At 42.6% G+C, this 25,471-nt stretch carries 20 protein-coding genes; 10 read left to right on the top strand and 10 right to left on the bottom strand.

Annotation, left to right across the window (positions count from 1 at the left end):
* Window positions 1-168 precede the first annotated feature (168 nt).
* Entirely contained in the window at window positions 169-690 is a 522-nt protein-coding gene (locus tag HWQ39_RS31630) for a hypothetical protein (protein ID WP_292853905.1), read from the bottom strand.
* A 243-nt stretch (window positions 691-933) separates the two neighbouring features.
* Between HWQ39_RS31630 and nfi the strand changes: the two genes are divergently transcribed.
* From nfi to HWQ39_RS31650, 4 genes are all read left to right on the top strand, one after another.
* Complete coding sequence (nfi, locus tag HWQ39_RS31635; RefSeq protein WP_292853906.1) at window positions 934-1,599, top strand: deoxyribonuclease V; 666 nt, start codon at window positions 934-936, stop codon at window positions 1,597-1,599.
* Between the two features lie 107 nt (window positions 1,600-1,706).
* The gene (locus HWQ39_RS31640) at window positions 1,707-2,258 is read left to right on the top strand and encodes an FHA domain-containing protein (protein ID WP_292853907.1); all 552 of its coding nucleotides are present in this window, start codon (window positions 1,707-1,709) and stop codon (window positions 2,256-2,258) included.
* Window positions 2,259-2,306: 48 nt separating this feature from the next.
* Window positions 2,307-4,265, top strand: coding sequence for an FHA domain-containing protein (locus HWQ39_RS31645; protein ID WP_292853908.1), 1,959 nt, complete (start codon window positions 2,307-2,309; stop codon window positions 4,263-4,265).
* 95 nt (window positions 4,266-4,360) lie between these two features.
* Entirely contained in the window at window positions 4,361-4,660 is a 300-nt protein-coding gene (locus tag HWQ39_RS31650; protein ID WP_292853909.1) for a hypothetical protein, read from the top strand.
* A gap of 148 nt (window positions 4,661-4,808) precedes the next feature.
* Here HWQ39_RS31650 and HWQ39_RS31655 read toward each other — a convergent pair whose 3' ends face one another.
* Window positions 4,809-5,069, bottom strand: coding sequence for a hypothetical protein (locus tag HWQ39_RS31655; protein WP_292853910.1), 261 nt, complete (start codon window positions 5,067-5,069; stop codon window positions 4,809-4,811).
* A gap of 134 nt (window positions 5,070-5,203) precedes the next feature.
* Between HWQ39_RS31655 and HWQ39_RS31660 the strand changes: the two genes are divergently transcribed.
* Entirely contained in the window at window positions 5,204-7,594 is a 2,391-nt protein-coding gene (locus tag HWQ39_RS31660; protein WP_292853911.1) for a tetratricopeptide repeat protein, read from the top strand.
* Window positions 7,595-7,816: 222 nt separating this feature from the next.
* Window positions 7,817-9,157: a tetratricopeptide repeat protein gene (locus HWQ39_RS31665; RefSeq protein ID WP_292853912.1), complete on the top strand. Its 1,341-nt coding sequence runs from the start codon at window positions 7,817-7,819 to the stop codon at window positions 9,155-9,157.
* 81 nt (window positions 9,158-9,238) lie between these two features.
* Here the strand turns inward: HWQ39_RS31665 and HWQ39_RS31670 are convergent, their stop codons facing one another.
* Window positions 9,239-9,736 carry a pentapeptide repeat-containing protein gene (locus tag HWQ39_RS31670; RefSeq protein ID WP_292853913.1) on the bottom strand — a complete coding sequence of 166 codons (498 nt, stop codon included), beginning with the start codon at window positions 9,734-9,736 and terminating at the stop codon, window positions 9,239-9,241.
* 186 nt (window positions 9,737-9,922) lie between these two features.
* Between HWQ39_RS31670 and gcvT the strand changes: the two genes are divergently transcribed.
* From gcvT to gcvP, 3 genes are all read left to right on the top strand, one after another.
* Window positions 9,923-11,059 carry a glycine cleavage system aminomethyltransferase GcvT gene (gene gcvT / locus HWQ39_RS31675; RefSeq protein WP_292853914.1) on the top strand — a complete coding sequence of 379 codons (1,137 nt, stop codon included), beginning with the start codon at window positions 9,923-9,925 and terminating at the stop codon, window positions 11,057-11,059.
* A gap of 124 nt (window positions 11,060-11,183) precedes the next feature.
* The gene (gene gcvH, locus HWQ39_RS31680) at window positions 11,184-11,573 is read left to right on the top strand and encodes a glycine cleavage system protein GcvH (protein ID WP_179065104.1); all 390 of its coding nucleotides are present in this window, start codon (window positions 11,184-11,186) and stop codon (window positions 11,571-11,573) included.
* Window positions 11,574-11,799: 226 nt separating this feature from the next.
* A complete protein-coding gene (gene gcvP / locus HWQ39_RS31685) occupies window positions 11,800-14,757 on the top strand; it encodes an aminomethyl-transferring glycine dehydrogenase (protein ID WP_292853915.1) in 2,958 nt (985 codons plus the stop codon).
* Window positions 14,758-14,777: 20 nt separating this feature from the next.
* Here gcvP and HWQ39_RS31690 read toward each other — a convergent pair whose 3' ends face one another.
* The 4 genes from HWQ39_RS31690 to HWQ39_RS31705 form a co-directional block, all read right to left on the bottom strand.
* Window positions 14,778-15,662 (bottom strand): NAD(P)-dependent oxidoreductase, encoded by an 885-nt coding sequence (locus HWQ39_RS31690; RefSeq protein ID WP_292853916.1) that lies wholly within the window; start codon window positions 15,660-15,662, stop codon window positions 14,778-14,780.
* A gap of 78 nt (window positions 15,663-15,740) precedes the next feature.
* Window positions 15,741-16,484 (bottom strand): tetratricopeptide repeat protein, encoded by a 744-nt coding sequence (locus HWQ39_RS31695; protein WP_292853917.1) that lies wholly within the window; start codon window positions 16,482-16,484, stop codon window positions 15,741-15,743.
* Between the two features lie 643 nt (window positions 16,485-17,127).
* On the bottom strand, window positions 17,128-18,822 hold the full coding sequence (gene crtO, locus HWQ39_RS31700) for a beta-carotene ketolase CrtO (protein WP_292853918.1): 1,695 nt from the start codon (window positions 18,820-18,822) through the stop codon (window positions 17,128-17,130).
* Window positions 18,823-18,931: 109 nt separating this feature from the next.
* A complete protein-coding gene (locus HWQ39_RS31705; protein ID WP_292853919.1) occupies window positions 18,932-19,693 on the bottom strand; it encodes a DUF2993 domain-containing protein in 762 nt (253 codons plus the stop codon).
* Window positions 19,694-20,109: 416 nt separating this feature from the next.
* Here HWQ39_RS31705 and ribD point away from each other — a divergent pair, with 416 nt between their 5' ends.
* Window positions 20,110-21,321 (top strand): bifunctional diaminohydroxyphosphoribosylaminopyrimidine deaminase/5-amino-6-(5-phosphoribosylamino)uracil reductase RibD, encoded by a 1,212-nt coding sequence (gene ribD / locus HWQ39_RS31710; RefSeq protein ID WP_292853920.1) that lies wholly within the window; start codon window positions 20,110-20,112, stop codon window positions 21,319-21,321.
* Between the two features lie 25 nt (window positions 21,322-21,346).
* Here ribD and HWQ39_RS31715 read toward each other — a convergent pair whose 3' ends face one another.
* From HWQ39_RS31715 to HWQ39_RS31725, 3 genes are all read right to left on the bottom strand, one after another.
* Window positions 21,347-21,565 (bottom strand): hypothetical protein, encoded by a 219-nt coding sequence (locus tag HWQ39_RS31715; protein WP_292853921.1) that lies wholly within the window; start codon window positions 21,563-21,565, stop codon window positions 21,347-21,349.
* A 342-nt stretch (window positions 21,566-21,907) separates the two neighbouring features.
* Window positions 21,908-23,737, bottom strand: a complete 1,830-nt coding sequence (locus tag HWQ39_RS31720; RefSeq protein ID WP_292853922.1) for a serine/threonine protein kinase — start codon at window positions 23,735-23,737, stop codon at window positions 21,908-21,910.
* A gap of 350 nt (window positions 23,738-24,087) precedes the next feature.
* A complete protein-coding gene (locus HWQ39_RS31725; protein ID WP_292853923.1) occupies window positions 24,088-25,149 on the bottom strand; it encodes a hypothetical protein in 1,062 nt (353 codons plus the stop codon).
* Window positions 25,150-25,471: the final 322 nt, after the last annotated feature.

The following is a 25,471-nucleotide window of genomic DNA, read 5'->3' on the forward strand; positions in this document are numbered from 1 at the left end:
TCAGTCACATCTGCGGAATGTGGGTTCTATCTCAGGATTCCCTATTTACAGGTAAAAGCAACATTTTGAAAATCTTTCCAGCCTATATTTAAAATTTACATATATTTATTAAAATTATTACAAAAGCCCGGATTTTAGGCTTTCTCTCCGCACAAGATAAATTAAACATTAACGTTCCTTTGTAATTACAGAGCTACCATTACTAATACTTACTTTTTGAATAAAAACGTTAGTAGAAGATGATAAAATATCGGTGCTGATTTGATTAGCAATAAATTCAAAATCTTGGTTTGTTAATCCTTGTGCGGTATCGCCACTTAAGTTAATACAAATAGTTAAATTTTGAAGATTACTGTAAGACTGTTCATTCTCTACCGCTTCTATTTCAGCTTCTTCTATACCCAAATCAAACTCTTTACTCCAATCTGGAAAATCCTTACCCGTTTGTTGTCCATAAACTTTGACTATTTCAACAGATGCAGCCCCTAAAGCTGTTAAACCTTTGCGGATAAATGCAACTAAAATTTGCTGATTTAGTACTTGGGTAGATTCTAGTATTACCTCTAAGCAAGCATCATTAAAGGCAACTTTTGCATTGATCCTTTTGGGGTGTAGGTGGCGGTTCATCAGAGATGCGATCGCATCTGCATCTCCCTGCTTTGCAAGTTTGAGAATATTTGGCTGTGTCATAACCACTAAAAGAAAAATCTCGGAAAATAAACTTATATTCTCAGGATTCCCTCTTGACAGCCTTAAGTAACATTATGATGCAAAATCTCAGCTAATCTGAGCTAAAATATTTAGTATAAAGATAGTCTTTACACAGATTTTTACAAAAATTATATTTCCCTATATCAACATCAAAAACTAGTGTTTTTGTGCTTGCCAAATTAACAAGATTGATTAATCAGTTTACTTCCAATTTTCAACAATATGAAGTTTTATCGAGATCATGCTTGGCCATCGACGCTAGAAGAAGCGATAGTTATCCAAGAAACGCTGCGAAATCGAGTAATTACTGAGGATCAACTACAAGAACCTATCCAGTACGTTGCTGGAGTAGATATGGGTTTTGAAGCTGATGGAACCATTAGCCGTGCAGCTGTCGCAGTATTGAGTTTTCCTGATTTGCAAGTAATTGAGACAAGCCTAGCACATCGTCCTACGACCTTTCCTTATGTTCCTGGGTTTCTCTCATTTCGGGAAATTCCAGCCGTTCTCGATGCTCTAGAAAAAATTAAAACAACACCTGATATCATCCTGTGTGATGGTCAGGGAATTGCTCATCCCCGCAGATTAGGTATAGCTAGCCATTTAGGTTTACTTATAGATATGCCAACAATTGGTGTCGCTAAGTCCAGGTTGTTAGGGAAACATGAAGAATTGGCAGAAACCAAAGGCAGTACGCAACCACTGATATATGAGGGTGAAACCGTTGGGGCTGTTTTGCGATCGCGCACAGGAGTAAAACCTCTCTACATCTCCAGTGGTCATCGAATTAGCTTACCGACAGCGATTGACTATGTATTACGCTGCACGCCAAAATATCGTCTGCCTGAAACTACACGCATTGCTGATAAATTAGCATCGGACAGATAAAGCTTGTTGAAGTTTTTTCTAAATACTTGCTTCCACCTACTCAATCGTGTTAGGAATCGCACAGGAAGATGTTGAAGTAGCTAAATACGATTTACAAAGTTAGAACAATGAACGCACTAACTTTACAGTGGCATGATGCAGGTCAAGATAAAACTCAGAATATTTACGAGCAACAGCCAAGTCAAAATCCTGGCACTGTCCGCATCGGTCGCGACCCCCTCCGGTGCGATATTGTTCTGAGTCATCCCACCGTCTCTGGACTGCACGTTGAAATCTTTTTTCATCACCAGCAACAGCGCTTTTATATTAGAAATTTGCGATCGCAAAATCCCCCCGTTGTCGATGGACGGCAATTAGTCCAAGGTGAAATGCCTTTAAGTGAGGGCACTAGTATCACTTTGGGACAAATAAAACTCAATGTTACTAGCGTTTCGACGGGTAGCATTCCAGCAACAATTTTGCTGCCACCCCATCCACCAGTAAACATCGGACATCACCACCATCCACCAACACCCTTCGCACCACCGCCAGCAGGAGTTTATGGCTTAGAATGCCCCAAATGTCATAAAGTTTCCCCAGGAGAGAATCTACAAATTGGCTGTCATTGGTGTGGGACATCTTTAGCTGCGGCTGTAAGTGTTTTGGTAGCAAGGAATTAGGGAGTGGGGAGCAGGGAGCAGGGGAGAATAATTAATGACCAATGACAAATGACAAATGACTTACAAATCCAATTAAGTTGGGAAGAACCAGCGACAGGTGAACGGCGAGAACCAAGGTTGAATATGCCGATCGCTTTTGGTCGAGAATTCGCTCGTTTACCTGCTGAACTTAAGGGAGTGCGCGTTTCTCGGATGCTGCTTAACAGTAACGAAGTTTCTCGCTACCATGCCCTAATTGAGTGGGAACAAGACCATCTATTAGTGATTGACCAAGGCAGTATTAACGGTGTCTATGTCAATGGTCAACCACAAACGCGGAGTATCCTGGCTAATGGCGATACCTTGCAAATTGGCCCCTATTTAATAACAGTGACATTTGTTGCTAACGCCTCCGCACCAGATACTAGCCCCCCTTCAACGATTCGCTTTAACGCAAATACCAATCTTCCAGACCCCAGCTTGCCTGTAGTCCAGCCGCTAACGCCTTTGACAAGCAATTTCCCGCCATTGGCATTTCAAGCACAAAAGGTCGCTGTGCAAGCACTTCATGCTACGGGATTGCCAGTAGATGAATCTGATTATCTAGCGATCGGGGCGGGATTGGGTAGCTTTTTATGGGCTGATTTGCTGCGAATTAGTGGTGTACGTGCTGAAAAAATTGTGGCTCTGGGATTAGAGGCGGAACCTTATGCCCGTTACAAGCGCCTTTGTCTGAATTCGCAAATTCCCTTATATGAAAGACTGCGTTCTAATTCTGACTCTTGTCCTGATAATATTTGGGGTTGGCCTAGTTATGCCTTGCGAGAAGCTTGGGGAGACTTAGCCAAGGGAGAGATAAAGTCAGCATTCAAGTATTTATGGCAAGTCTTTGCTGAACCAACATTTGCCGAAACTTATACTCCCCGTGCGGGTAACGTCTTTGATTCCATAGATAGGGAGACAAAGCGTATTGGCTGGAATCAAATTTATCGCTATGGGCGAGTTAGGGGAATTCGCAAAACTGATGATGGCAGATATTGCGTAGCCTATTCTCGCGGCCCTGGAAATTATGCTTTTTTAGTTAGTCGTTACTTACATTTAGCTACTGGGTATCCTGCAATTCAGTTTCTCCCAGATTTGCAAGCTTATAGGGAAAAATATCAAGATTTTAAATCTGTCGTCAATGCTTATGAAGCCCACGATCATGTTTATGAACAACTAGAGCAACATGGTGGTACGGTATTGATTCGGGGACGGGGAATTGTGGCTTCGCGGATTGTGCAGCGCATTTATGAAGCCAGAAAACGAAATCGGAATATTGCAGTTTTGCATTTAATGCGATCGCCTAAACCCCAAGGTAACAAATTTCAAAGAGCCACGCGCCTAGTCAAAAATCATTACGAATTTCAACCCTTTAACTGGCCGAAAGCCTGTTGGGGCGGCGAACTCCGGGCAATGTTAGAAAAAGCTAGTCCCGATGAACGCAAGCGTTTACTAGCAGACTGGGGTGGAACTACCACCGCCGATCGTCAAGACTGGCAGCAAATTACCGCCCAAGGGTTAAGCGAAGGTTGGTATCAAATTACCTTCGGTGAAGTGCTGGATGTAGAACGAGATGCCCAAAACCGGACTATTACCAGTATCCGAGAGCAAAGCTTTGGGGAAATGAAATTGCTCGCTGACTTTATTGTTGATGCTACTGGACTGGATGCCAAGGTAGATACCAATCCCCTATTAGCAGATTTGGTGAAACATTACAACCTCCCAGTGAATCATCTGGGGCGATTGACTGTAGCGAACAATTTTGAATTGGTAGAAATGCGTAGTGATAGAGGTCAAATGTATGCGGCTGGAGCTATTACTTTAGGTGGCCCTTATGCAGCAGTTGATAGTTTTTTGGGCTTGCAATACGCCGCATTAGTCGCCGTTGATGGACTCGCCGCCGCCCGTGCTACTGGAGTGCAAAAGTTGAATGTTGTAAGTTCCTTTAGTCAGTGGTTGAAGTGGGTGTTAAATCAGTCACCTTAGTATTAGGAGGCAGGGGGCAGGGGGCAGGAGGGATAGAGTATTTATCTGGCTGTTTTGAGTAGCAAATCCCAACTTCGAGGATAAAAGGTGCAACGTTGAGGATAAAAGGCGCAACTTCGAGGATAAAAAGCGCAACGTTGAGGATAAAAGGCTCAACGTCGAAGATAAAAGGTGTAACGTTGAGGATAAAAAGTGCAACTTCGAGGATAAAAGGTGCAACGTTGAGGATAAAAGGCTCAACGTTGAAGATAAAAGGTGCAACGTTAAAGATAAAAGGTGCAACGTTGAAGATAAAAGGTGCAACGTTGAGGTTAAAAGGCTCAACGTTGAGGATAAAAGGCTCAAGTGGCGATGTCTACGACTGGCTACGCCTACGCAGAATTCTTGTTCTCTGATATCGTGAATAAAATCGGCGGTTAGAAACCGCGTCTACACAAGCAAAACCCACCTCCGTGGGTTTCAAACCTTCAATTTTCTATTAGTCCGCGTAGGCGGACTTTGTTTGTATAGCCGCGAATTCCATTCGCCCCAGTTCTAAATTGACTACTTCTTATTTTCTCTTGTCGGCTGTACCATCACAGGCACTAAAGTTTTAACTAAACCCGTAATCGCCACAATCACAGTGGCAATTCCCCCAATGGACAATGAAGTTAAAATTGCCGCCGCCAGAATAATTTCAGTAGGGCTATATCCATCTCGCATCCAAGTAGATGGATTCTCTATCGATGTTGGCGAGGCAGGGATTAATTGGGAAGTTTGGGTGGTTTGATTGGAGTTGACTGGAGTTGTTAAGGCAGTTTTCACGGCAGAACCTCTTCTAAATCTTTATATGCAAATCGTATTTCTGCCAGAAGAAGAGGAGATTCCCTAGAAATAGAGACAAAGTAGAAAGAAGGTAGAAATTAAGTAGAATCGAGAAGAAATCTCACAAGCTGTCTATGCAATGGGCTGATTTTCTAGCCAATGAAGCTGCTACTAATAGCTTATCCCCAGAGCAAACGGCAGCTTTTGTAGAGCGTTTGAAGACTGAAAACTCAGGGAAGAGTGAGGCAAAACTAGCCAGCGAGTTGAACATTGGCGCTGCTGCTTTCAAAAAGCGGATGACTGAGGTTTATGAAAAGTTTGCCAAGAGTTATCCTGAATTAGCCAATTCTGAAAACCGGGGTAAGCTAGAAAAGTTACGGGCTTGTCTGACAGCAAAATATAATGGCGGGCAAGATGCCCAACCCACAATTAAAGAAATTCATCAAAATATTCCCCCTGCTGTCCCATTTGAAAAATTTGTGGGACGTGAGGTGGAACTAAAAAAACTGCACCAGCAATTACAAACATCTCGGCAAGTTGCGATTGTAGCTGTTGCGGGTATGGGTGGAGTCGGCAAAACTGAACTCGCTAGCCAATATGCCAAACAGCATTTGCAGAATTATCAAGGTGGGGTTTGCTGGTTATCTGCACAGGGAATAGATGTCGGAATCCAGATTCTCAGATTTGCTGAACTGAAATTTAAACTCATTGCACCGGACGATTGGGAATTAGCAGATAGGCAGAGATACTGCTGGCAGAATTGGCAACAAGGTGAAGTGCTGCTGGTGTTTGATGATGTCACCGACTACAAAAAACAGGTTCAGCCTTATCTACCCCCAGAATCACCCCGGTTTAAAGTATTGCTAACAACGCGCCTGGGCTTTGATAGAACTTTGCCGCAATTACCTTTAGGTGTTCTCAAACCATTGGCGGCGATGAAATTATTAAAATCGTTAGTTGACAGAGAACGACTGAAAAGTGACCCTTGGGTTGCGAAAAAAATTTGTAAATTCTTGGGATATTTGCCTTTGGCGTTAGAGTTAGTGGGGCGATATCTGGATACAATGCCAGACTTGTCTCTGGAAACACTGCGGAAGCGGCTAGAAAAAAAGCGACTGGAACACGAAGCAATCGCCAAAGCTAACCCATTAATGCGTTATGAATACGGTGTCGCTGAAGCTTTTGCATTGAGTTGGGAACAATTGGATGAAAATGCACAAAAGATGGGTTGTGGATTAAGTTTGTTTGCGTTGGCTGACATTCCCTTACCTGTTGAGGCGATAGAAGATGATGAACAACAAGAAGTATGGGAAAAAGCCATAGCCGATTTGCTGGAATTGCATTTGCTACAACGACAAAGTAAAGGAATTTATAAGTTACATCCATTGATTCGGCAATTTTTCCAAATGAAGCTGGATGAGTCAAGTGAGGCAGATGAAGTAAAAACCTCCTTTGCAGCGCAAGCGGTAAGGGTGGCAAAACGAATTCCTCAAAAGTCTAACCGTGAAGAGATTCTCAACCTCACTTTATATATTCCGCACCTTGCAGAACTTGCAACTGATTTATTTCCATATCTTAGCGACGAGGATTTAATCACACCGTTCACACGCTTAGGCTGGTTTTATAAAGGTCAAGGACTTTATCAGCAAGCAGAACCTTGGTTGCAGCAGTGTGTAGAACTGACTAAAAATCGTCTTGGTTTAGAACATCCTCATATCGTCACTAGCCTGAACAATCTCGCAGGACTCTACAAATCTACAGGACACTACAGGAAAGCCGAACCGCTGTATCAGCAAGCTTTAGAACTGAGCAAACGCTTACTGGGAGATGAACATCCCCTTGTCGCCGCTAGCCTGCACAATCTTGCGGGACTCTACGAATATACAGGAAGCTACAGGGAAGCCGAACCACTTTATCAACAAGCTTTAGAACTGAGCAAATGCTTGCTGGGAGAAGAACATCCCTTTGTCGCCGTTAGTCTACACAATCTTGCAGGACTCTACGAATATACAGGAAGCTACAGGGAAGCCGAACCACTTTATCAGCAAGCTTTAGAATTGAGAAAACGCCTACTGGGAGAAGAACATCCCGATGTCGCCACTAGCTTGGACAGTCTCGCAGGACTGTACAGTTCTACAGGACGCTACAGGGAAGCCGAACCCTTGTATCAGCAAGCTTTAGAATTGAGAAAACGCCTACTGGGAGAAGAACATCCCGATGTCAGTACTACCCTGAATAATCTTGCGTTACTCTACTTTTATACAGGACGCTACAGCGAAGCCGAAGTACTGTTACAGCAAGCTTTAGAATTGAGCAAACGTTTGCTGGGAGAAGAACATCCTGATGTCGCCAATAACTTTAACAATCTGGCAGAACTCTACTTTCATACAGGACGCTACGGTAAAGCCGAACCCTTGTATAAGCAAGCCTTGGCAATTAGTGAGAAGACTTTAGGTGTAGGTCATCTCACTACAATGACGGTTCGGGGAAATTATGCCAGGTTTTTAAGAGAAGCATATCGCTAACGATCGCACCCTTTCTCACAAAATTGAGCATTAAGTATTATTACTATCAAAACCAGAGGCTTCGTCATCAATTGTAACCTCAAAGGGCGATCGCTCCTTCTTCACTCTTCCTTCTCTGCGAGACGCTATCCAAAGGCGTTCTTGGCGGTTCGATTCTCATGCTATTAACAACATACATATTTGTCATTAGCGTTAGAGTTAGTGAGAGAATATCTGGATAAAATGCCAGATGTATCTCTGGAAACATTGCTGACACGGCTAGAGAAGAAACGAGTGGAACACGAACCAGTGGTCAATGCTAATTCATTGATGCCTTCTGAATATGGTGTGGCTGAAGCTTTTGAAGTGAGTTGGGAAAAATTAGATGTAAATGGCCAAAGCTTTGGCTGTTTGTTAAGTTTGTGTGCCTTAGCTGACATTCCCTTATCTATTGAGACCATAGAAGAAGATGACAAAAAACAAGAACTCAACGAGAAAGCCATAGCCGATTTACTGGAATTGCATTTGCTACAACAGAAAAGTCAAGGAATTTATTGTCTCAATCCAGATATTCGGCAACTTTTCCAAATGAAGTTGGATAAGTCAAGTGAGGCGGATGAAGCAAAAACTAAATTCGCCGCCATGATGTTCGAGGTAGCAAAGCTAATTCCGCAACAGCCTAACCCTGAAGATATTCTCAACCTGACTCCACATATCCCACACATTACAGAAGTTGCAACCCACCTGTCCCAGTATGTCAGTGATGAAAATCTCATTACTCTGTTTACCAAATTAGCCTGGTTTTATCAAGGTCAAGGACTTTATCAGCAAGCAGAACCTTGGTTACAACAGTGTGTAGAACTGACTCAAAATCGTCTTGGGTTAGAACATATTGATGTCGCCACTAGTCTCAGCAATTTAGCAGGACTCTACGAATCTACGGGACGCTACAACGAAGCCGAACCCTTGCTTGAACAAGCTTTAGCACTGAGAAAACGCTTGCTAGGAGAAGAACATATTGATGTCGCCACTAGTCTCAGCTATTTAGCATTAATCTACGAATCTACAGGACGCTATACCAAAGCCGAACTTTTGTATCAGCAAGCTTTAGAACTGTGGAAACGCCTCGTGGGAGAAGAACATCCCCATGTTGCCACAAGTCTGAACAATTTAGCAGCATTGTACTGTTATACAAGACGGTACAGCGAAGCCGAACCCTTGCTTGAGCAAGCTTTAAAACTGAGAAAACGCCTGCTGGGAGAAGAACATATCGATGTTGCCACTAGCCTGAATAATTTAGCACAACTCTACGAATCTACCGGACGCCATACCAAAGCTGAACCCTTGTATCAGAAAGCTTTAGAACTGAGTAAACGCCTGCTGGGAGACAACCATCCCGATGTTGCCATTAGCATGAATAATCTCGCCGCACTCTACCGTTATGCAAGACGCTATAGGAAAGCCAAACCCTTATTTGAGAAAGCTTTGAAAATTTGTGAACGAACTTTAGGTGTAAGTCATCCTACAACTATGACAGTTCGGGAAAATTATACAAGCTGTTTAAGAGAAGCAGCATATCATTAGCGATCGCTGTGTGTAATTCGTAATTCGTAATTAGTTAAAATAATATTCCCCTCTTCTTCCCTGATGAAGAGGGGTAAAACCCTACTTACATCCTAGAGACTTGCGAGTATCTACGCCAGTTTTAGAGTTCACACCACTTGCCTTAACACAAAGCTTTTTCACTTGAACCCCATCTAAAATTGCATTTGTAAAGTCGGTACCTGTGATATCCACGCCATCAAAAGTAGAACGCAGCATCATGGCATCGGTCAACACAGCATCACTTAAATCAGCATTCTTAAACCTTGTTAGATAGGCTATGCCTTCACTAAAATCAGCACCATGCAGATTTACTCCCTCCAATACGCTACCGTTAAACACGCCACCACGTAAGTCAGCATTGCTAAAATTAGCATTATCTAATTTGAGATTGGTAAACTCAGTACCAATTAAACTTTGACCAGAGTAATCCTTGCCCTTAAGTTCATCATTCCCCACAGAACGGGTAATACTGGAAGAACTTGCAGCTTGTGCCGATAGAGGAAACAAAAAAAGAACCATAGCTAAGGCAAAGCTAGCTAACAGTTGCCAATATTTCATAATGTCTTCTTAATAAATCTCAACACTTTCACCTTAACTATTAAACCTTACAGAAGGGGACAAAGGGGACAAGGGAATAGGGTACTACAGGGTAGAGATTATTCCCCATCACCCGTCCCCTGTCACCTCTTCCCTAATCTCTCGTAGGATGATAGATGTTGAGGTGCGATCGCAAAATAATTACCTGTGGCTAATCAAGAAGACAACGCCCAATCCTTGGCGCGAACCCCTTTATATCAATTGGGTGTAGAACTCAAAGCCCGTTTTACCAGCTTTGGCGGCTGGGAAATGCCTGTGCAATTTAGTGGAATTACTCGCGAACACGAAGCTGTAAGAAATACAGCCGGAATGTTCGATATTTCCCACATGGGCAAATTTACCCTCCAAGGTAAAAACCTAATTTCCCAACTCCAGCCACTAGTGCCTTCTGACTTGAGTCGTTTGCAAGCTGGTCAAGCACAATACACCGTATTGTTAAATCCCCAAGCCGGAATTATTGACGATATCATTGTTTATTATCAAGGTGAAGACACCATTGGGATACAGAAAGCATTCATCATAGTTAATGCGGCAACCTCCAGCAAAGATAAAGCATGGCTATTGCAACACCTTGACCTAGATAAGTTGGAATTCCAAGACCTTTCACCAGATAAAGTCTTAATCGCCGTCCAAGGGCCAAAAGCGATTAAATATCTCCAGCCATTAGTGCAAGAAGACTTACAACCAATCAAAGCCTTTGGACATTTGGAAGCAACCCTACTAGGTAAACCTGCTTTCTTAGCCCGCACAGGTTACACCGGAGAAGATGGCTTTGAGGTGATGGTAGACCCAAATGTGGGGATAGCATTGTGGCGAAGTCTCTATAAAGCTGGTGTTATCCCTTGTGGACTCGGTGCGAGAGACACTCTGCGCCTAGAAGCGGCGATGGCACTTTACGGACAAGATATCGATGACATCACCACACCCTTAGAAGCAGGTTTGGGGTGGCTAGTTCACTTAGATACCAAAGGCGATTTTATTGGTCGGGAAGTTTTAGCACAACAAAAAGCTGCTGGAGTGCAGCGCCGATTGGTCGGTTTGCAAACCCAAGGACGTAACATTGCCCGTCATGGCTATCAAGTTTTATCCGCAGGTAAAATCGTGGGAGAAGTTACCAGTGGCACCTTGTCACCTACACTTGGTTATCCCGTTGCCTTAGCTTACGTTCCTACCAAGCTAGCAGGTATCGGTCAACAGCTAGAAGTTGAGATTCGCGGCAAACCTTATCCAGCAGTTGTGGTTAAACGTCCCTTCTATCGGTCAAAAAATCGTGTTGCCAACTAACAAGCGCCAAGGTTTTTGAGGAATAATGTGTTGTGAGTTATTCAATCTACACTAAGGTTCATTACCAGATATGGCTTGGATGACTATCGAGGCAATAATTTTTTAATAAGGGAGAGAAAGTGATATGTCTTTTGAATATCCTGAAGATTTCAAATACTTAGATTCTCATGAATACGTGCGACTAGATGGTGAAATTGCCACCATTGGCATTACTGAGTTTGCCGTACATGAATTGGGTGATATCGTGTTTTTGGAACTGCCAGATATCGGCGAAGCTATTAGCAAGGGAGATAAAATTGGCACAATTGAATCAGTGAAAGCCGTAGAAGAATTGAACTCACCAGTGACCGGCACAGTCATAGAACGTAATGATGCTTTGATTGACGATCCCGAACAAGTCTCAGATGACCCCTACGGCGAAGGATGGTTCTTGAAAGTACGCGTCGATGATCCTGGTGAAGTTGACGACGACTTGACAGCGGCTCAGTATCGCGCACTGGTAGAAGGGGAGTAGGGAGTAAGGGGGCAGGGGGAAAAACTACAAATTCTTCTCCCCAACTCTGCCCGCTCCCTGCTCCCTTGCCTCTTTTCTATCCCCCTTGCTCCCTGCTCCCTGCCCCCTGCCTCTTTCCACTCCCCTCGAAAATAAGTCATGAAATTTAGATGAACTGAAAAGTTACACCTACTTCTCATCAGTATTTATTGCAAAATATTAAATAGTACCATCTGGAGAGTAATTTGTGGTATCACACGCCCCTATTCTCAAGTCTAATGAGCAGCAAGTGCTGGACGAAAAAAGTCAAAAGTTAAGTGGTTTTGTGCCAAGACACATTGGCCCTAACACTGATGACATCCACCAAATGCTGAAAGTTTTGGGGTTTCCTAGCCTGGATGCCCTAATTGACCAAACAGTTCCACAGTCAATCAGGCTGAAGCAACCGCTAAAGTTACCAGCAGCAGAAAGTGAGTATGCAGCACTGGCATCGTTAAAAAAAGTTGCAGCCAAAAATCAGGTTTTTCGCTCATACATTGGTATGGGATATTACGACAGTATTACCCCACCTGTGATTGGGCGTAACATTCTAGAAAACCCCGGTTGGTATACTGCCTACACTCCTTATCAGCCAGAAATTGCCCAAGGGCGACTAGAAGCGCTGCTGAATTTCCAAACCCTGATTATTGACCTCACAGGTTTAGAAATTGCCAATGCTTCCTTACTTGATGAAGCCACAGCCGCAGCTGAAGCAATGAGTCTAAGCTATGGTGTCTCCAAAAATCAGGCAAATGCTTATTTCGTCTCTCATGATTGTCATCCCCAAACTATTGACGTGTTGCAAACACGCGCTAAACCATTGGGGATTAAAATTATTGTCGGCGATCATCAAACATTTGATTTCGATCAACCAATTTTTGGGGCTGTTCTGCAATACCCTGCAAGTGATGGCACCATTTTCGACTACCGCGCTTTTATAGAAAAAGCCCATGCTAAGGGTGCATTGGTGACGGTAGCAGCAGATCCTCTAAGTTTAACTTTGCTAACCCCTCCTGGGGAATTTGGCGCTGATATTGCTGTCGGTAGCACTCAGAGATTCGGTATTCCCTTGGGCTTTGGGGGCCCTCATGCGGCATACTTTGCTACGAAGGAAGAGTATAAGCGGCTGGTTCCAGGGCGAATTGTGGGAGTATCAAAAGATGCTCAAGGTAAGCCTGCATTACGTCTCGCTTTGCAAACCCGCGAACAGCACATCCGCCGCGAAAAAGCCACTAGTAATATTTGTACTGCACAGGTGCTACTGGCGGTAATGGCGAGTATGTACGCCGTCTATCATGGCCCAACTGGACTGAAGCAAATTGCCGAAAATATCCACTCTTTAACGGTGTTATTGGCGGAAGGACTGAAGCGTTTGGGGTATAGCATCAGTTCCAAAGATTTCTTTGATACGCTGCGAGTAGAACTGGAAAGACAAAATTTAAAAGATATTCTGGCAGCTAGCGAACAGCTTGAAATTAACCTACGGGTTTTTGATGCAACTACTGTTGGTATCTCGCTGGATGAAACAACAACACCAGAAGACTTAATCGACCTTTGGCAGATTTTTGCTGGCACAGATGATTTACCCTTCACTTTAGAAGAATTAACTTCCTCATCCTCTCATCTCTCTCTCTCCCGCACCAGTACCTATCTCACTCACCCAGTCTTTAACCGCTATCACTCAGAAACGGAGTTATTACGTTATCTGCACAAGCTAGAAAGCAAGGACTTGTCGTTAACTACTTCGATGATTCCTTTGGGTTCTTGCACAATGAAGTTGAATGCAACTGCTGAGATGATTCCGGTAAGTTGGGAGAAATTTGGCAAGATTCACCCATTTGCACCTGCGTCACAAACACAAGGTTATCAAATCCTATTCCAGCAACTTGAGGCATGGTTAGCTGAAATTACTGGTTTTGCGGGAATTTCTCTACAACCAAATGCTGGTTCTCAGGGCGAATATGCTGGACTTTTAGTAATTCGTCAATATCACGAAAATCGAGGTGAAGCACACCGCAACGTTTGTTTGATTCCCACTTCGGCACACGGGACAAATCCAGCAAGTGCGGTGATGTGCGGGATGAAGGTGGTAGCTGTTGCTTGTGACTCACAAGGTAATATTGATGTTGATGACCTGAAGAGTAAGGCAGAAAAACATAGTAATGAACTCGCCGCCTTAATGGTGACATATCCCTCAACTCATGGTGTATTTGAGGAACCAATTCAGGAAATCTGCGCTGTTGTACATAGTCACGGTGGACAAGTTTACATGGATGGGGCAAATATGAATGCCCAAGTGGGGATTTGTCGTCCTGGAGATATTGGCGCGGATGTCTGTCACTTGAATCTGCACAAAACCTTCTGTATTCCTCATGGTGGCGGTGGCCCTGGTATGGGGCCTATTGGGGTTGCATCTCATCTTGTACCGTTCCTACCTGGACATCCTGTGGTAGGGATTGGGGACTGGGGGCTGGGGACTAGGAAAGAGGAAATTCCCGATACCCAATCCCCCATCCCCAGTACCCAGCATATTGGTGCTGTGGCTGCTGCGCCTTGGGGTAGTGCGAGTATCTTGGTAATTTCTTGGATGTACATTGCGATGATGGGTGCAGATGGTTTAACCCATGCAACGAAGGTGGCGATTCTGAACGCTAACTACATTGCTAAGAAACTGGAATCGTATTATCCGGTTTTGTATCAGGGGAAAAATGGTCTAGTTGCCCATGAATGTATTTTAGATTTGCGATCGCTCAAAAAATCAGCTGCGATCGAAATCGATGATGTCGCCAAGCGTCTGATGGATTACGGTTTCCATGCGCCGACTGTCTCCTGGCCTGTCGGGGGTACAATCATGGTGGAACCTACAGAAAGTGAATCTAAACAAGAGTTAGATCGTTTCTGTGATGCGTTGATTTCTATTCGCCAAGAAATCGCCGAAATAGAATTTGGTAAAGTGGATGCTCAAGATAATGTTTTGAAGAACGCACCCCACACAGCCGAAAGTCTGATTACTGGAGAATGGAATCATCCCTATTCTCGCGAACAAGCTGCCTATCCTGCGCCTTGGACTCGTGAATATAAATTCTGGCCTGCTGTCGGTCGCATTGATGCAGCCTTTGGCGACAGGAATTTTGTTTGTTCTTGTCTGCCAATGGATGCTTATTAACTGAAGTGAGGAGTTAGGAGTTAGGAGTTAGGAATCTTAATTTCTAACTCCTCTAATTCTTCCTTTACAGATAAAGGCTGATACCCCAACGCAAAAGCTTTGGAACTATCCAAAGAAACATCCGCTGGTCTAGGTGCTGCCATTTTCACATCTTGTTGTTGGCAGGATTTAAGACCAGTTCTAGGAAGTTGAAATACTTCTACTAATATTTGTCCAAAATCATAACGCGAAATCCGCTCTTTGCCACCTAAGTGAATGATGCCGTTCACTTTTTCTAATGCTAATAAAAGCCCTTTGGCAGCAGTTGTTCCACTTACTGGTGTGCGAAATTCATCTATAAATAAACTTAATTCTTGTTCGGCTTGTAAAGTCTGAATAAATGGCTGAATAAAGCTTTTAGCTGTGGGTGTTGCTGCACCAAACATCAACGGCATCCGACACACTGCGGTCATGGGATATCTTTCTAGCATATCTGCTTCTGCGATCGCCTTTTGCTCACCGTAAAGATTTACAGGGCACACGGCATCTGTTTCTTGATATGGGGCATTTAAGCCATCAAAAACTAAATCGGTTGAGGTAAAAGCACAAGGAATAGAATTATCTGCACACAGTCCGGCAATATTGCAGGATGCTATAACATTAATTGCGTGGGATTCTTTGGGGTTGGTTTGACAAAAATTTGGTTGCGAGTGTGCAGCAGTATGAATAACTGCCGTCGGTTTGACATCATTAAATATACGTTTCAATTCCTGAAAATTTGTTAAGTTTGCTTTTAACATTTTCATGTCAGGAATCTCTAAAGGATGGGATAAATAAGTGCCATAAATCTCCCATTCTTCTTTTGCAAGCTGGCAAAGATGCCATCCTAAAAAACCACTTGCTCCGGTGATTAACAATTTTTTCATGTCTAATCGTAAACCGCTAGCATCACGAAAAAAATCTTGTTACGCTTGTATTTTACACTGAAGTGTGGTGATGAAATACTATTGCAGTAATTCTTGAAACTGCTTTTCACTACGCACTTTACTAAAGTCTGGGTCAGTTTTTGCTAATTTCTTGTATTTATCAGGAACAAACTTAATTGCTTTGTCTAGGTTCTCAATTGTTAATTCCAGATTGCTTTGTAAAGCATAAGAGCAAGCTTTGTTGTAATATGCTTGGTGCAAATCTGGCTTGATGGCGATCGCTCTATTATAAGATGCGATCGCATCTTGGTAGCGGTGCAGCTTTGTCAGAGTTATGCCTCGGTTAATTAAGGCTTCATATTTGTTAGGTTTGGTAGCGATCGCTTTGTCGTAAGATGCAAGAGCATCTTGGTAGCGGTGCAACGATGTTAGGGCGATGCCGCGATTATACCAAGCTTCATATTTGTCGGGCTTGATAGCGATCGCTTTGTCGTAAGATACAAGAGCATCTTGGTAGCGTTGCAACGATGTTAAGGCTATGCCACGGTTAATCCAAGCTTCAGGATTCTCAACTTTGATGGCGATCGCTTTGTCATAAGCTTTTATCGCATCTTCATAAAGTTGTCCATCTAATAAATGATTGCCTTGATGAAATAAATCTTCTGCTTTTTGCGTAGCCTTCGCTTCTATGAAAAGTTGGGTTACATTACTTTCTTGAACAAATTGTGTAGTATTTTCTATCGATGAATTTGCTCCACTACTACAACCAAATGCTAAGAAAACTATCATGTTAGATGCAACGAAGCAGTGCCGAAAAACCATGCTGTACCTACAAAACTTATTAAATGATGTTAAAATCTGTTTGTTTTTTGAGTATTATCAAAATACACTAGTTTTTAGCCATTAATTTATTTATATTTTAAGAAAGAGCTTTGTTAGCGATGCAGAGATTTTTATTAAAATCAAACGTACATCACGTTATCATATTAGATACACACAAAGCAATCACTTAGGTTCTATTTCAATCAAAAAACAATATATTTGTGTTGCTACATACGTTACGTAAGCATAGCTCGTCATAGACATAGCACTCTTATATGTAGTATTTCCCTTTAATTAACAAGGGTGCGATTGTAGTAGCTTTTGATGATAAAAGGCTGTTATTTGCTTTATTATATCAAGCAATTGTCTAAGCTAATCATTATTCAAATTCTGTCTTTGCATCTTTCTTGCGATTAAAAATATGCAGCTTACAGCAGTTTTCATGTATTTGAACCACATCTGTCGTAAGGGCACAGCATTGCTTTGCCCCTAGTGCGTGGTCTATTTACCTGAAAATAGCTGTAAAATGCAATTTGTAGGTGCAATAACTTGCCTTCATGTCTTTGTAATACCAAAATAATATTTTCAGTACTAAGACACGAAGGCAAAAAATAGAAGAGAATAGGCTCTATTTTTGCAAGCTTTAATTGATACCAAAAACTGACTCAACAGTTGACTTAATCGAATCTCGCGCATCCTTTAAAGTTTGGCTAATGGGATGTTTTGCCTGTAAAAATGCGCGGGCACAATTGCGTCCCGGCATTCCCGAAATTGAACCACCTGGATGAGTACCTGCACCAGTCAAAAATAGATTATCAATTGGTGTTTTGTAGTTCGCTATTTCTGGCAAGGGGCGGAAAAAGATCATCTGATCTAGAGTCATGTCAACATGGTAATAGTTGCCTTTATATGCACCTAACCTTTCTCCTAGTTCTGCTGGACTTTCTACACGACGGGCAATAGTTGCATTCTTGACATTTGGTGCATAGTCTGCCAACTTATCAATTACTCTATCTGCAACTTTGTTTTTCAATTCATCAGTCCAACCAGTACCTTTTAAACCAGTGCCTTCTGCGCCAGCAATTTGATAAGGGGCAAAAAATTCAATCCATAGGGTATGCTTACCTGATGGTGCTAATGTGGGATCTAAATAACTAGGCATTACCAAGTACATTGATGGGTCAGCATCAGGAATCTCTCCCAAGGTACATTTGCTATGAGCCTGTTCTACATGAGCTACGGAATCTGCAATTAAGATAGAACCGACGAGATATTCGTCTTTGTGGTCGTGCTGTGGAAAGCGTAGGGGTTCATCTAAAGCCAAATCTATTTTGAGGATAGTTTCGTTGTTATTAACGATGCGGCGTTCTAGTCTTTCCCATAAATTTGGATCGGCTGCATCAACATCGCTTTGATCAGTCATTTGTAAAAATAATCGCTTGGCATCAATATTAGAAATAACTCCATATTTAGCGCGATATTCTTTACCACCAGCAACGCGTACACCTACAGCTTTGCCATCATCAATTAAAACTTTTTCAACATGCTGCTCTGTGAGAATCACGCCACCTTTACTTGTGACTAAATTCACCAAAGCTTGCACAAGTGCGCCAGTTCCACCGCGAGGTCTGGCCATTCCTGGATTATGACGCATTGCCATCATAATTGCACCAATAGCAAGGGTTTTTTGTGATGGCGGCGCGCCAAGTTCTGCTGCTAGTCTGGCTAGTGGTGCTTTTAGAAATTCCTCATCAAACCACTCGTTAAGTAAATCTTCAGCGCTGGTTAACATCGTGCGAATGAAGTCCAGCGTTTTGTTTGGAGAACCAATCACCGAAAATAAATCTTTCAGTTTTGTGATGTCGTAGTTACCAAGGATGTCTATAATTGACTTTGGCGGTGCATTGAACATCGGAACCATTGCACCTAGCGCTCGCTGCCAAAAATCTACAAATTCTGCATATTTTCTAGCATCACGTTCACTGTAACGAGCAATTTCGGCACAAGTTTTTTCCACCGACTTATGTCCTAAGAAATACTTGCCATCAGGATGAGGACAGAAAACAACTGGATCGCACTCTAAATAATGCAAGCCGTATTTTTCTAATTCTAATTCTTCAACAACTGGCCCTAAGTGAATAAATTCATGGTCAATAGCACACAAATTAAATTTAAATCCTGGGGCTTCTTGGGGTAAACACTCTTCAGTTGTTGCTGCACCACCTGGAACAGGACGTTTTTCTAGTAACAGAACGCTATAACCAGCTTTTAGTAAATAAGCTGCACAAACTAGCCCATTATGTCCAGCACCGATCAGGACAACATCATACTCTTGCATAACTTGAAATTTAAAAATAACTAGCTTTCCAAAGCTATGTTAGAAAACTTTTCTGATATTGACATCATCCTTCAGTAACAAAAATTATCTTTAACTCCTGTCAATCTTACTAAGGAGATAGTAGTAGAGTTGATGATGAGGGTATTTGCCTTACCTGAGCTTCTAGCATAAGGATTAAATTACCCTTTTGTGCTTCTATATTTTTGAGATTAAAAGAGATATCTTCCCATTCAAAATATGGTATACTCATTAATTGTTTAGCTTTCTGCATCAATGCTACAATTAATTCTATTGAAATTCCCTCTCCCTCAGTGCAGTTAAAACCTTCCAGCATCGCGGGTTGTGAATGACTTGGTAGGCGTGCGATCGCAGTGTAAGCTAAAGGGCGAGTATTTCCCATTTGCTTTAACAGCAACTTTCCCCTAAATTCTATTTTGCCATCACCAGGTAAAAATACCTTAATTTCTTCCGGCTCAAAATTTACAATTTCACCATCTACATTTAACTCAAAATTCTGTATTTGCTTGCGAACAAAGGCTGAGTCCAAAGCAGTATTAATATCTAATTCAGTGAGTGTAATTCGAGCAATGGCATTTAGTGGCTGATTGAGTTCTATTTGACCAAAAAGAGCGCTGAAAGGATTGATAGCAATACTATCTGTTTGCAGTTCTATTTCCTGTACGCGAATGTCTTGCTGGATAACTAATCCTTGACCTGTAAGCGAAACTCCATCAGCCTGTCCTTGAACTATTTTCGATAGATCGGTTTGTATATCTATTTCTATTTGTTCTACTTCATCTAGCTGACTGGATATTCTTTTTTCAGCTTCTTGAGATAGAAATTTTTCCTCCAAGCGATGCTCTTCAGGCATAAATGTAGTAATCTCCTAAACATCCTATTATTAGTTACTGTAAAGGCTAGTTCTGAAGAGTGAATCTATATTCGGGTATATGTCCTCTCCGACTCGGAACCAAACAGTATTGTCTTAGTAGTCTATTTTTTTACCGCTAATTAGATTGGATACTATATAACTCGTCGAACCCAGTTATCTTAAAACTCCCCAGTCCCCAGTACCTAGTACCAGTCCCCAATCCCCAATCCCCAGTTCAAATCTGCTAAAGTTTCAGTTACGCTGAATTGTAATGTCAATATGACAGGCTGATCCAAGTTAAGACAGGCAATAATAGCGCCTGGATATTACTGTTTAATTACCAGGATCAAAGCGCGATTCTCCTGTGGAGAGGCTGCGCGATCGCGTGCAGAATATTTACAGTATTGCCTAAAATTATGGATAATTCCCCAGTGGTCGCTCAAGCAGATGCATCCTTACCAAACTACACTCAGGAAAATATACGAATAGTGCAGTCAGCAGTTGGCTCAAATTCACCACCAAAGCAAAAAGTAGGAACTGACTTTGACTCTCGCATGATGTTGCGGTGTTTGGAACTTGCTCGCCGCGCTTTAGGGCGGACTTCGCCAAATCCTCTAGTGGGAGCAGTCATTGTCAAGGATGGCCAGATTATCGGCGAAGGATTTCATCCTCGTGCAGGTGAGCCTCATGCAGAAGTGTTTGCCTTAAAAGCAGCAGGCGTTGGCGCTGCTCGTGGTGCAACAATCTATGTGTCACTTGAACCTTGCAATCACTACGGACGTACTCCGCCTTGTTCGGAAGGATTGATCCAAGCAGGGGTAGCAAAAGTAGTAGTGGGTATGGTTGATCCCAATCCATTGGTAGCTGGAGGTGGTATCGCCCGCTTGAGGGCGGCGGGGATCGAAGTCTTGGTAGGAGTAGAAGAAGAAGCTTGTCGTCAGCTAAATGAAGCTTTTGTGCATCGCATTCTCTACAAACGACCTTTAGGAATTTTAAAATATGCCATGACTTTAGATGGGAAAATTGCTACTACCTCTGGTCATAGCGCTTGGGTGACAAGCCAAGAGGCCCGCAATGAAGTACATCAACTGCGGGCGGGTTGTGATGCCATAATTGTCGGCGGTAATACAGTCCGACAGGATAATCCTTATTTAACCAGCCATCAACTAGAGGCACATAATCCCCTGCGGGTGGTGATGAGTCGCCATCTTAACTTACCGGAAAGTGCCCATCTGTGGCAAACTACGGATGCTCCAACTTTGGTGTTGACACAGAAAGGTGCTAACCCCAATTTTCAAGAACTGTTGCTCAAACAGGGTGTGGAGGTGGTGGAATTAACATCACTGACACCGGATAAGGCAATGGCATACTTATATGAACGAGGCTTTTGTAGCGTGCTATGGGAATGTGGTGGTACCTTAGCTGCTAGTGCGATCGCTCAAGGAGCAGTACAAAAAGTTTTGGCATTTATTGCCCCAAAAATCATTGGTGGTAACATTGCTCCCACACCAGTGGGCGATTTAGGTTTTACTACCATGACCGAGGCGTTATCTCTAGAACGTGTTCGTTGGCGTGTAGTAGGCTCTGACTGCTTAGTGGAAGGTTATTTTCCTCAAAAAGCCAGTTGACTATCAATTCATGATGATTTTGCGATTATGAACACTGGCGTTCATGGGCAATATCGCGTATTAGGGCTAGCCGAGATTGAATGTAGTGGCACAGATAATCAGTTTCGTGAGAATCTAACAAAACTTGCGTTTCGGTTTGTTTCACTAACCACTGCACCAAGCTAGCATCATCCAGTTGTAAGAGGAGCTTGGCTTGGGCGGTTTCAACCACTGACCAAAGCTGACGCATTATTGTAGGAGTCATCAGACCTCAATTGAATAATTTAGCTTTGCTCTTTTTAGATTACACAATTTCAATCGCAATTTACGACATGAATGTAGAAGCTGAGACAAGTATTATTAAAAACTTAATAATGGTATTTATAACTTTATGAAGATTAAGAATTTGAAATGGGCATTGGGCATGGGGCAATGGGCAAGAAAACAAACGGGCTAATTCTAAAAATTTAGTTCTTTGTGCTTGTGAAGACTGAAATTGTCTCGATCATAGCCCAATTAAGACAGTTTTGTAAGCACTATCTTGAATACTGAATCTGTCTTATAGGATACAAAAATTTAGCTTTTGAGAACAATATTTTTCAGAAAATTAACACTGTTTGGCTGTAGATGGACTGACAAAATCATGTAAATCTACATCCCAAATGCTGATATAAATAAAATCACATTGTTGGCGGATAATCTGGCCTTTAACTGAGCCATTCTTAAAACTAAAATTATCAGATTTACGCTGTTGTACCTGTTTAAGTCCCTGCTTAATTTCTTCAGTGGCTTGCCCACTTAACATTCCATTCAAGGTATCTTCCATTACTTGTGGGTCTACTGATTGGGCAAAAGATACCTCAGTTTGGCGCAGCGATTTAGAATTACGATCGAATAAGTAGCCAAGGTCAATTTTGTTTGGCACTAGTTTGTAAACGACAGCACGAGTCTTACCCCATGCGCCTCTTAAATCTTGATTTGGTTTGCCAAGGGTAGCCTCTACAGCGCTTCTTGGTGTACCTGTAGGAAATGCCGGAACGCTAGCGACTTTACTGGGCGGCTGTTCGTTGGTTTGTGGCGCTGAAGGTGCTTCTGGTGTGCGAACTGCGCTCGCCTCATTCTTTGGTTCTGGCTGTGGTATAGGTACTGCTACTGGTGTTGGGGTATTTGAAGTTATAGGCTTCCTTTTTGGCTGTGGTATAGATATAACCGGAGGATTAGAAGTTGGCAAAGTTTCGGGAATTACTGGCTGTGGTTGTGGTGAGATCGGTACAGCTGGAACTGAAAGTGGAGAAGTTTGGGAAGAAATGGGCGGTTCGCTAGATATAGGATTCGGAAAAGATTCTGGCGATGGGGTAGGACTTTTGGCAATGGTTGTTTCTGGCTGTTGCTGACGAATGATGCTAGGAATGACGACTGCACCAATCAAACCGCCTACCAGCAAACTACCAACAATTACAGCAGATTTTTGCCAGTTTCCAGGAGCGGAAGATCCTGCGATTGCAGAATTTTTTTGCGGAGAATATAATGGCTGAGTTTGTCGAGTCGATGTCGCAGTAGCAGAAAAACTGACTGTGGCAGTATTTGCAGCTAACTCAGGAGGTATATTGCTAGCAGATTGCAGGGCATATAGCATTTTACTGGCAGTGCTGTAGCGATCGCCAGCATGAGGCCTAATTGCCTGATTGAGTATCGCCGCCAATTGAGAAGAGACATGAGGCGCGTGCTGATGCCAAAGTATTTCCCCAGTTTTCAGATCGGTTAGTAGTTCTTGCGGGTGTTTGCCAGTCAATAGATAAATGGCTGTTAAACCTAAGCTATAGATATCAGTGGCGTAAACTGGGCGGCCAACAGCTTGTTCGCTAGGCATATATCCGGGTGTACCAATAACGAGCGATCGCGTCGGGTATCCTGAAGGATTCACCACAGAACGGATTGTTTCTTTAACTGCCCCAAAATCAATCAAAACTGGCTCGCTATCAACAGAACGAAGAATAATGTTATCTGGCTTGATATCGCGGTGAATAATCCCTTTGCTGTGAACATAATTTAAAACTGAAAGCAGACTCAAGAGGATTTGACGAACCACACTTTCACTCTCAGATCCTTTGGCTTCGACAATTTTTGTCAGGGTTTGGCCGTGAATCCATTCTTGGACGAGGTAAAATTGCCCGTTCTCAGAAAAGTAGGCATAGAGTTTAGGAATTTGGTAACTACTTTCACCCAAATACTCCAAGGTTGCGGCTTCCCTTTCAAATCGCTGTTGAATAAGTTGATAGGTTTGCGGGTCATTATTAGTGACTGGTTTGAGTTGCTTAATCACACAGCGACGGCGAGAAGGCATGTGAACATCTTCTGCTAGAAAGGTTTCGCCAAACCCACCAGCGCCGATTACCTGGATAATTTGATAGCGATTGTTCAGCAGGGTTATTGTCATGAAAAATTATAAGCGTAGACACCCAATGTGGAGCTAGAGACTTCCTGTCTTCTCCAGGCTTGTCGTCAGACATCGCCCTTTCCAAATGTACATCAGATGAGTTATGGACATTAAATTAGGGGCTGGGGATTGGGGAAGGTGGGGCCCCCTCTGGGGATAAGGGGTAATGGGGATTCAGATACTAAGCAAAACATCAAGAAATTTCTTGCCCAATCTTCAGTAAAGAGTCTCGGAGTGTCTAAGTAAGTCGGCACAATAAAACCAAACTGTGTGAAGAAAAGTAAACAAGGCTCAAACCCTCTTTCCCCCTGCTCCCAGCAAGAACTGCCTTATCCCAATAATAATTCTTACTAGGCGAACTCTATAGTTTCAACAAACTCTAAAATACTCTCCTTGATGTCTTCGGCCTCTTCTTCAACAGAATCGGGAGTTTCGCCGTCAATAAAGCTGTGTTGACTACTAACTATATACAAAAATTCACCCCTGATAAAGGTAAGCAGTCCTCGGTACGCATCTAATCTGATCGCAGTTCCATTATTTTCTTGCTTAGAAATTGTGGAACCTTTGGGCATATCGATTAAAACGTAGTAAGCGCCTCGCAAAGTATTTTCCAGATATTCCGTATGCTCCACAGAAGCATCTGGTACATTGGCAAAAATCGCCTGCGGTACATACTTGTCTACTAAAATTGTTTGTAAATATTCTTCTTGTCCAACAGCCTCCAATTCCTCTAACTGTTCCAGGGGGAAAGGATAATAATCGATTCTCAGCAAAGTACCGATGTCATCCGAAAAGCCAACTACTCCTTCCTGGCTCTGAATTCTACCGCCCTGCTGGGGATCAACCGGAATCGGCACGGTAAAATTACCTAGTGGGGATTGATATGCCTGTTCACTAAAATCTTCGATGACTACTGTTTCATCATCATCGTCATCATCATCGTCTATATATTCTTCATTTTCTGCTTCTTTAAAGGCTGCAATTACCTCCTTGATGATTTCCTCTGCTTCTTCATCCTCCAGTTCTAAGGCTGCTTGTAGCTTTTTGAGGTAGGCTTGTTTCGGTTTGGGTATGGCGAGTTCATCGTCTAAAAGTACTATTACCCCAGCCGCAAAACCATCTAGCACTAATTCATCTGAGAGAGATACTTTAGCGACATTAAACAAAGGCCCAATTCCCTCTTCTTCGGCAATGGAGATGAGTCTATCAACTATTTCTGTGATTTCATCTTCTGAGTATTCCTCGAAAACCTCGAATTCCCAGAGAATACCCGCTAAACTTTCTGCATCTACCTCGTCAATCACTGAATCTGCGATCGCAGTGACAGTTGCGATCGCCGCCACCGCTTCCTCTGGACTTAGTGATTCCTCTGATGTCTTTGGTGAGTTAAAAACCTTGTCATATTTAGTCATATTTGCTACCTAAATTAATTCCTTGATAGTAATAACAGATTGAAAGTGACAATGGTCAGTTTACCAATGGAGCGAATCTTCTAGAGAAAAAGTTGGCTAATACGTGGTTTACTCAGTATTGCTCAGATGTCACAAAACCTTGTTGACAGCTAATCTCTAAAGGTTTCAGGTGTTCTAAAATCTGTTTTCAAATATACACTTAAACACTAGATAGTCTCAATATTTACCGCAAGTCAATTTAACTAAATATTGTAAATTTTTATGATCGAGCAATTATCGTTAATAACTGCTATATTTCTTTGTTTTTATCCTCTAGCAGATG

The organism is Nostoc sp. NMS8, from assembly GCF_017115045.1.
Taxonomy (GTDB): Bacteria; Cyanobacteriota; Cyanobacteriia; order Cyanobacteriales; family Nostocaceae; genus Nostoc.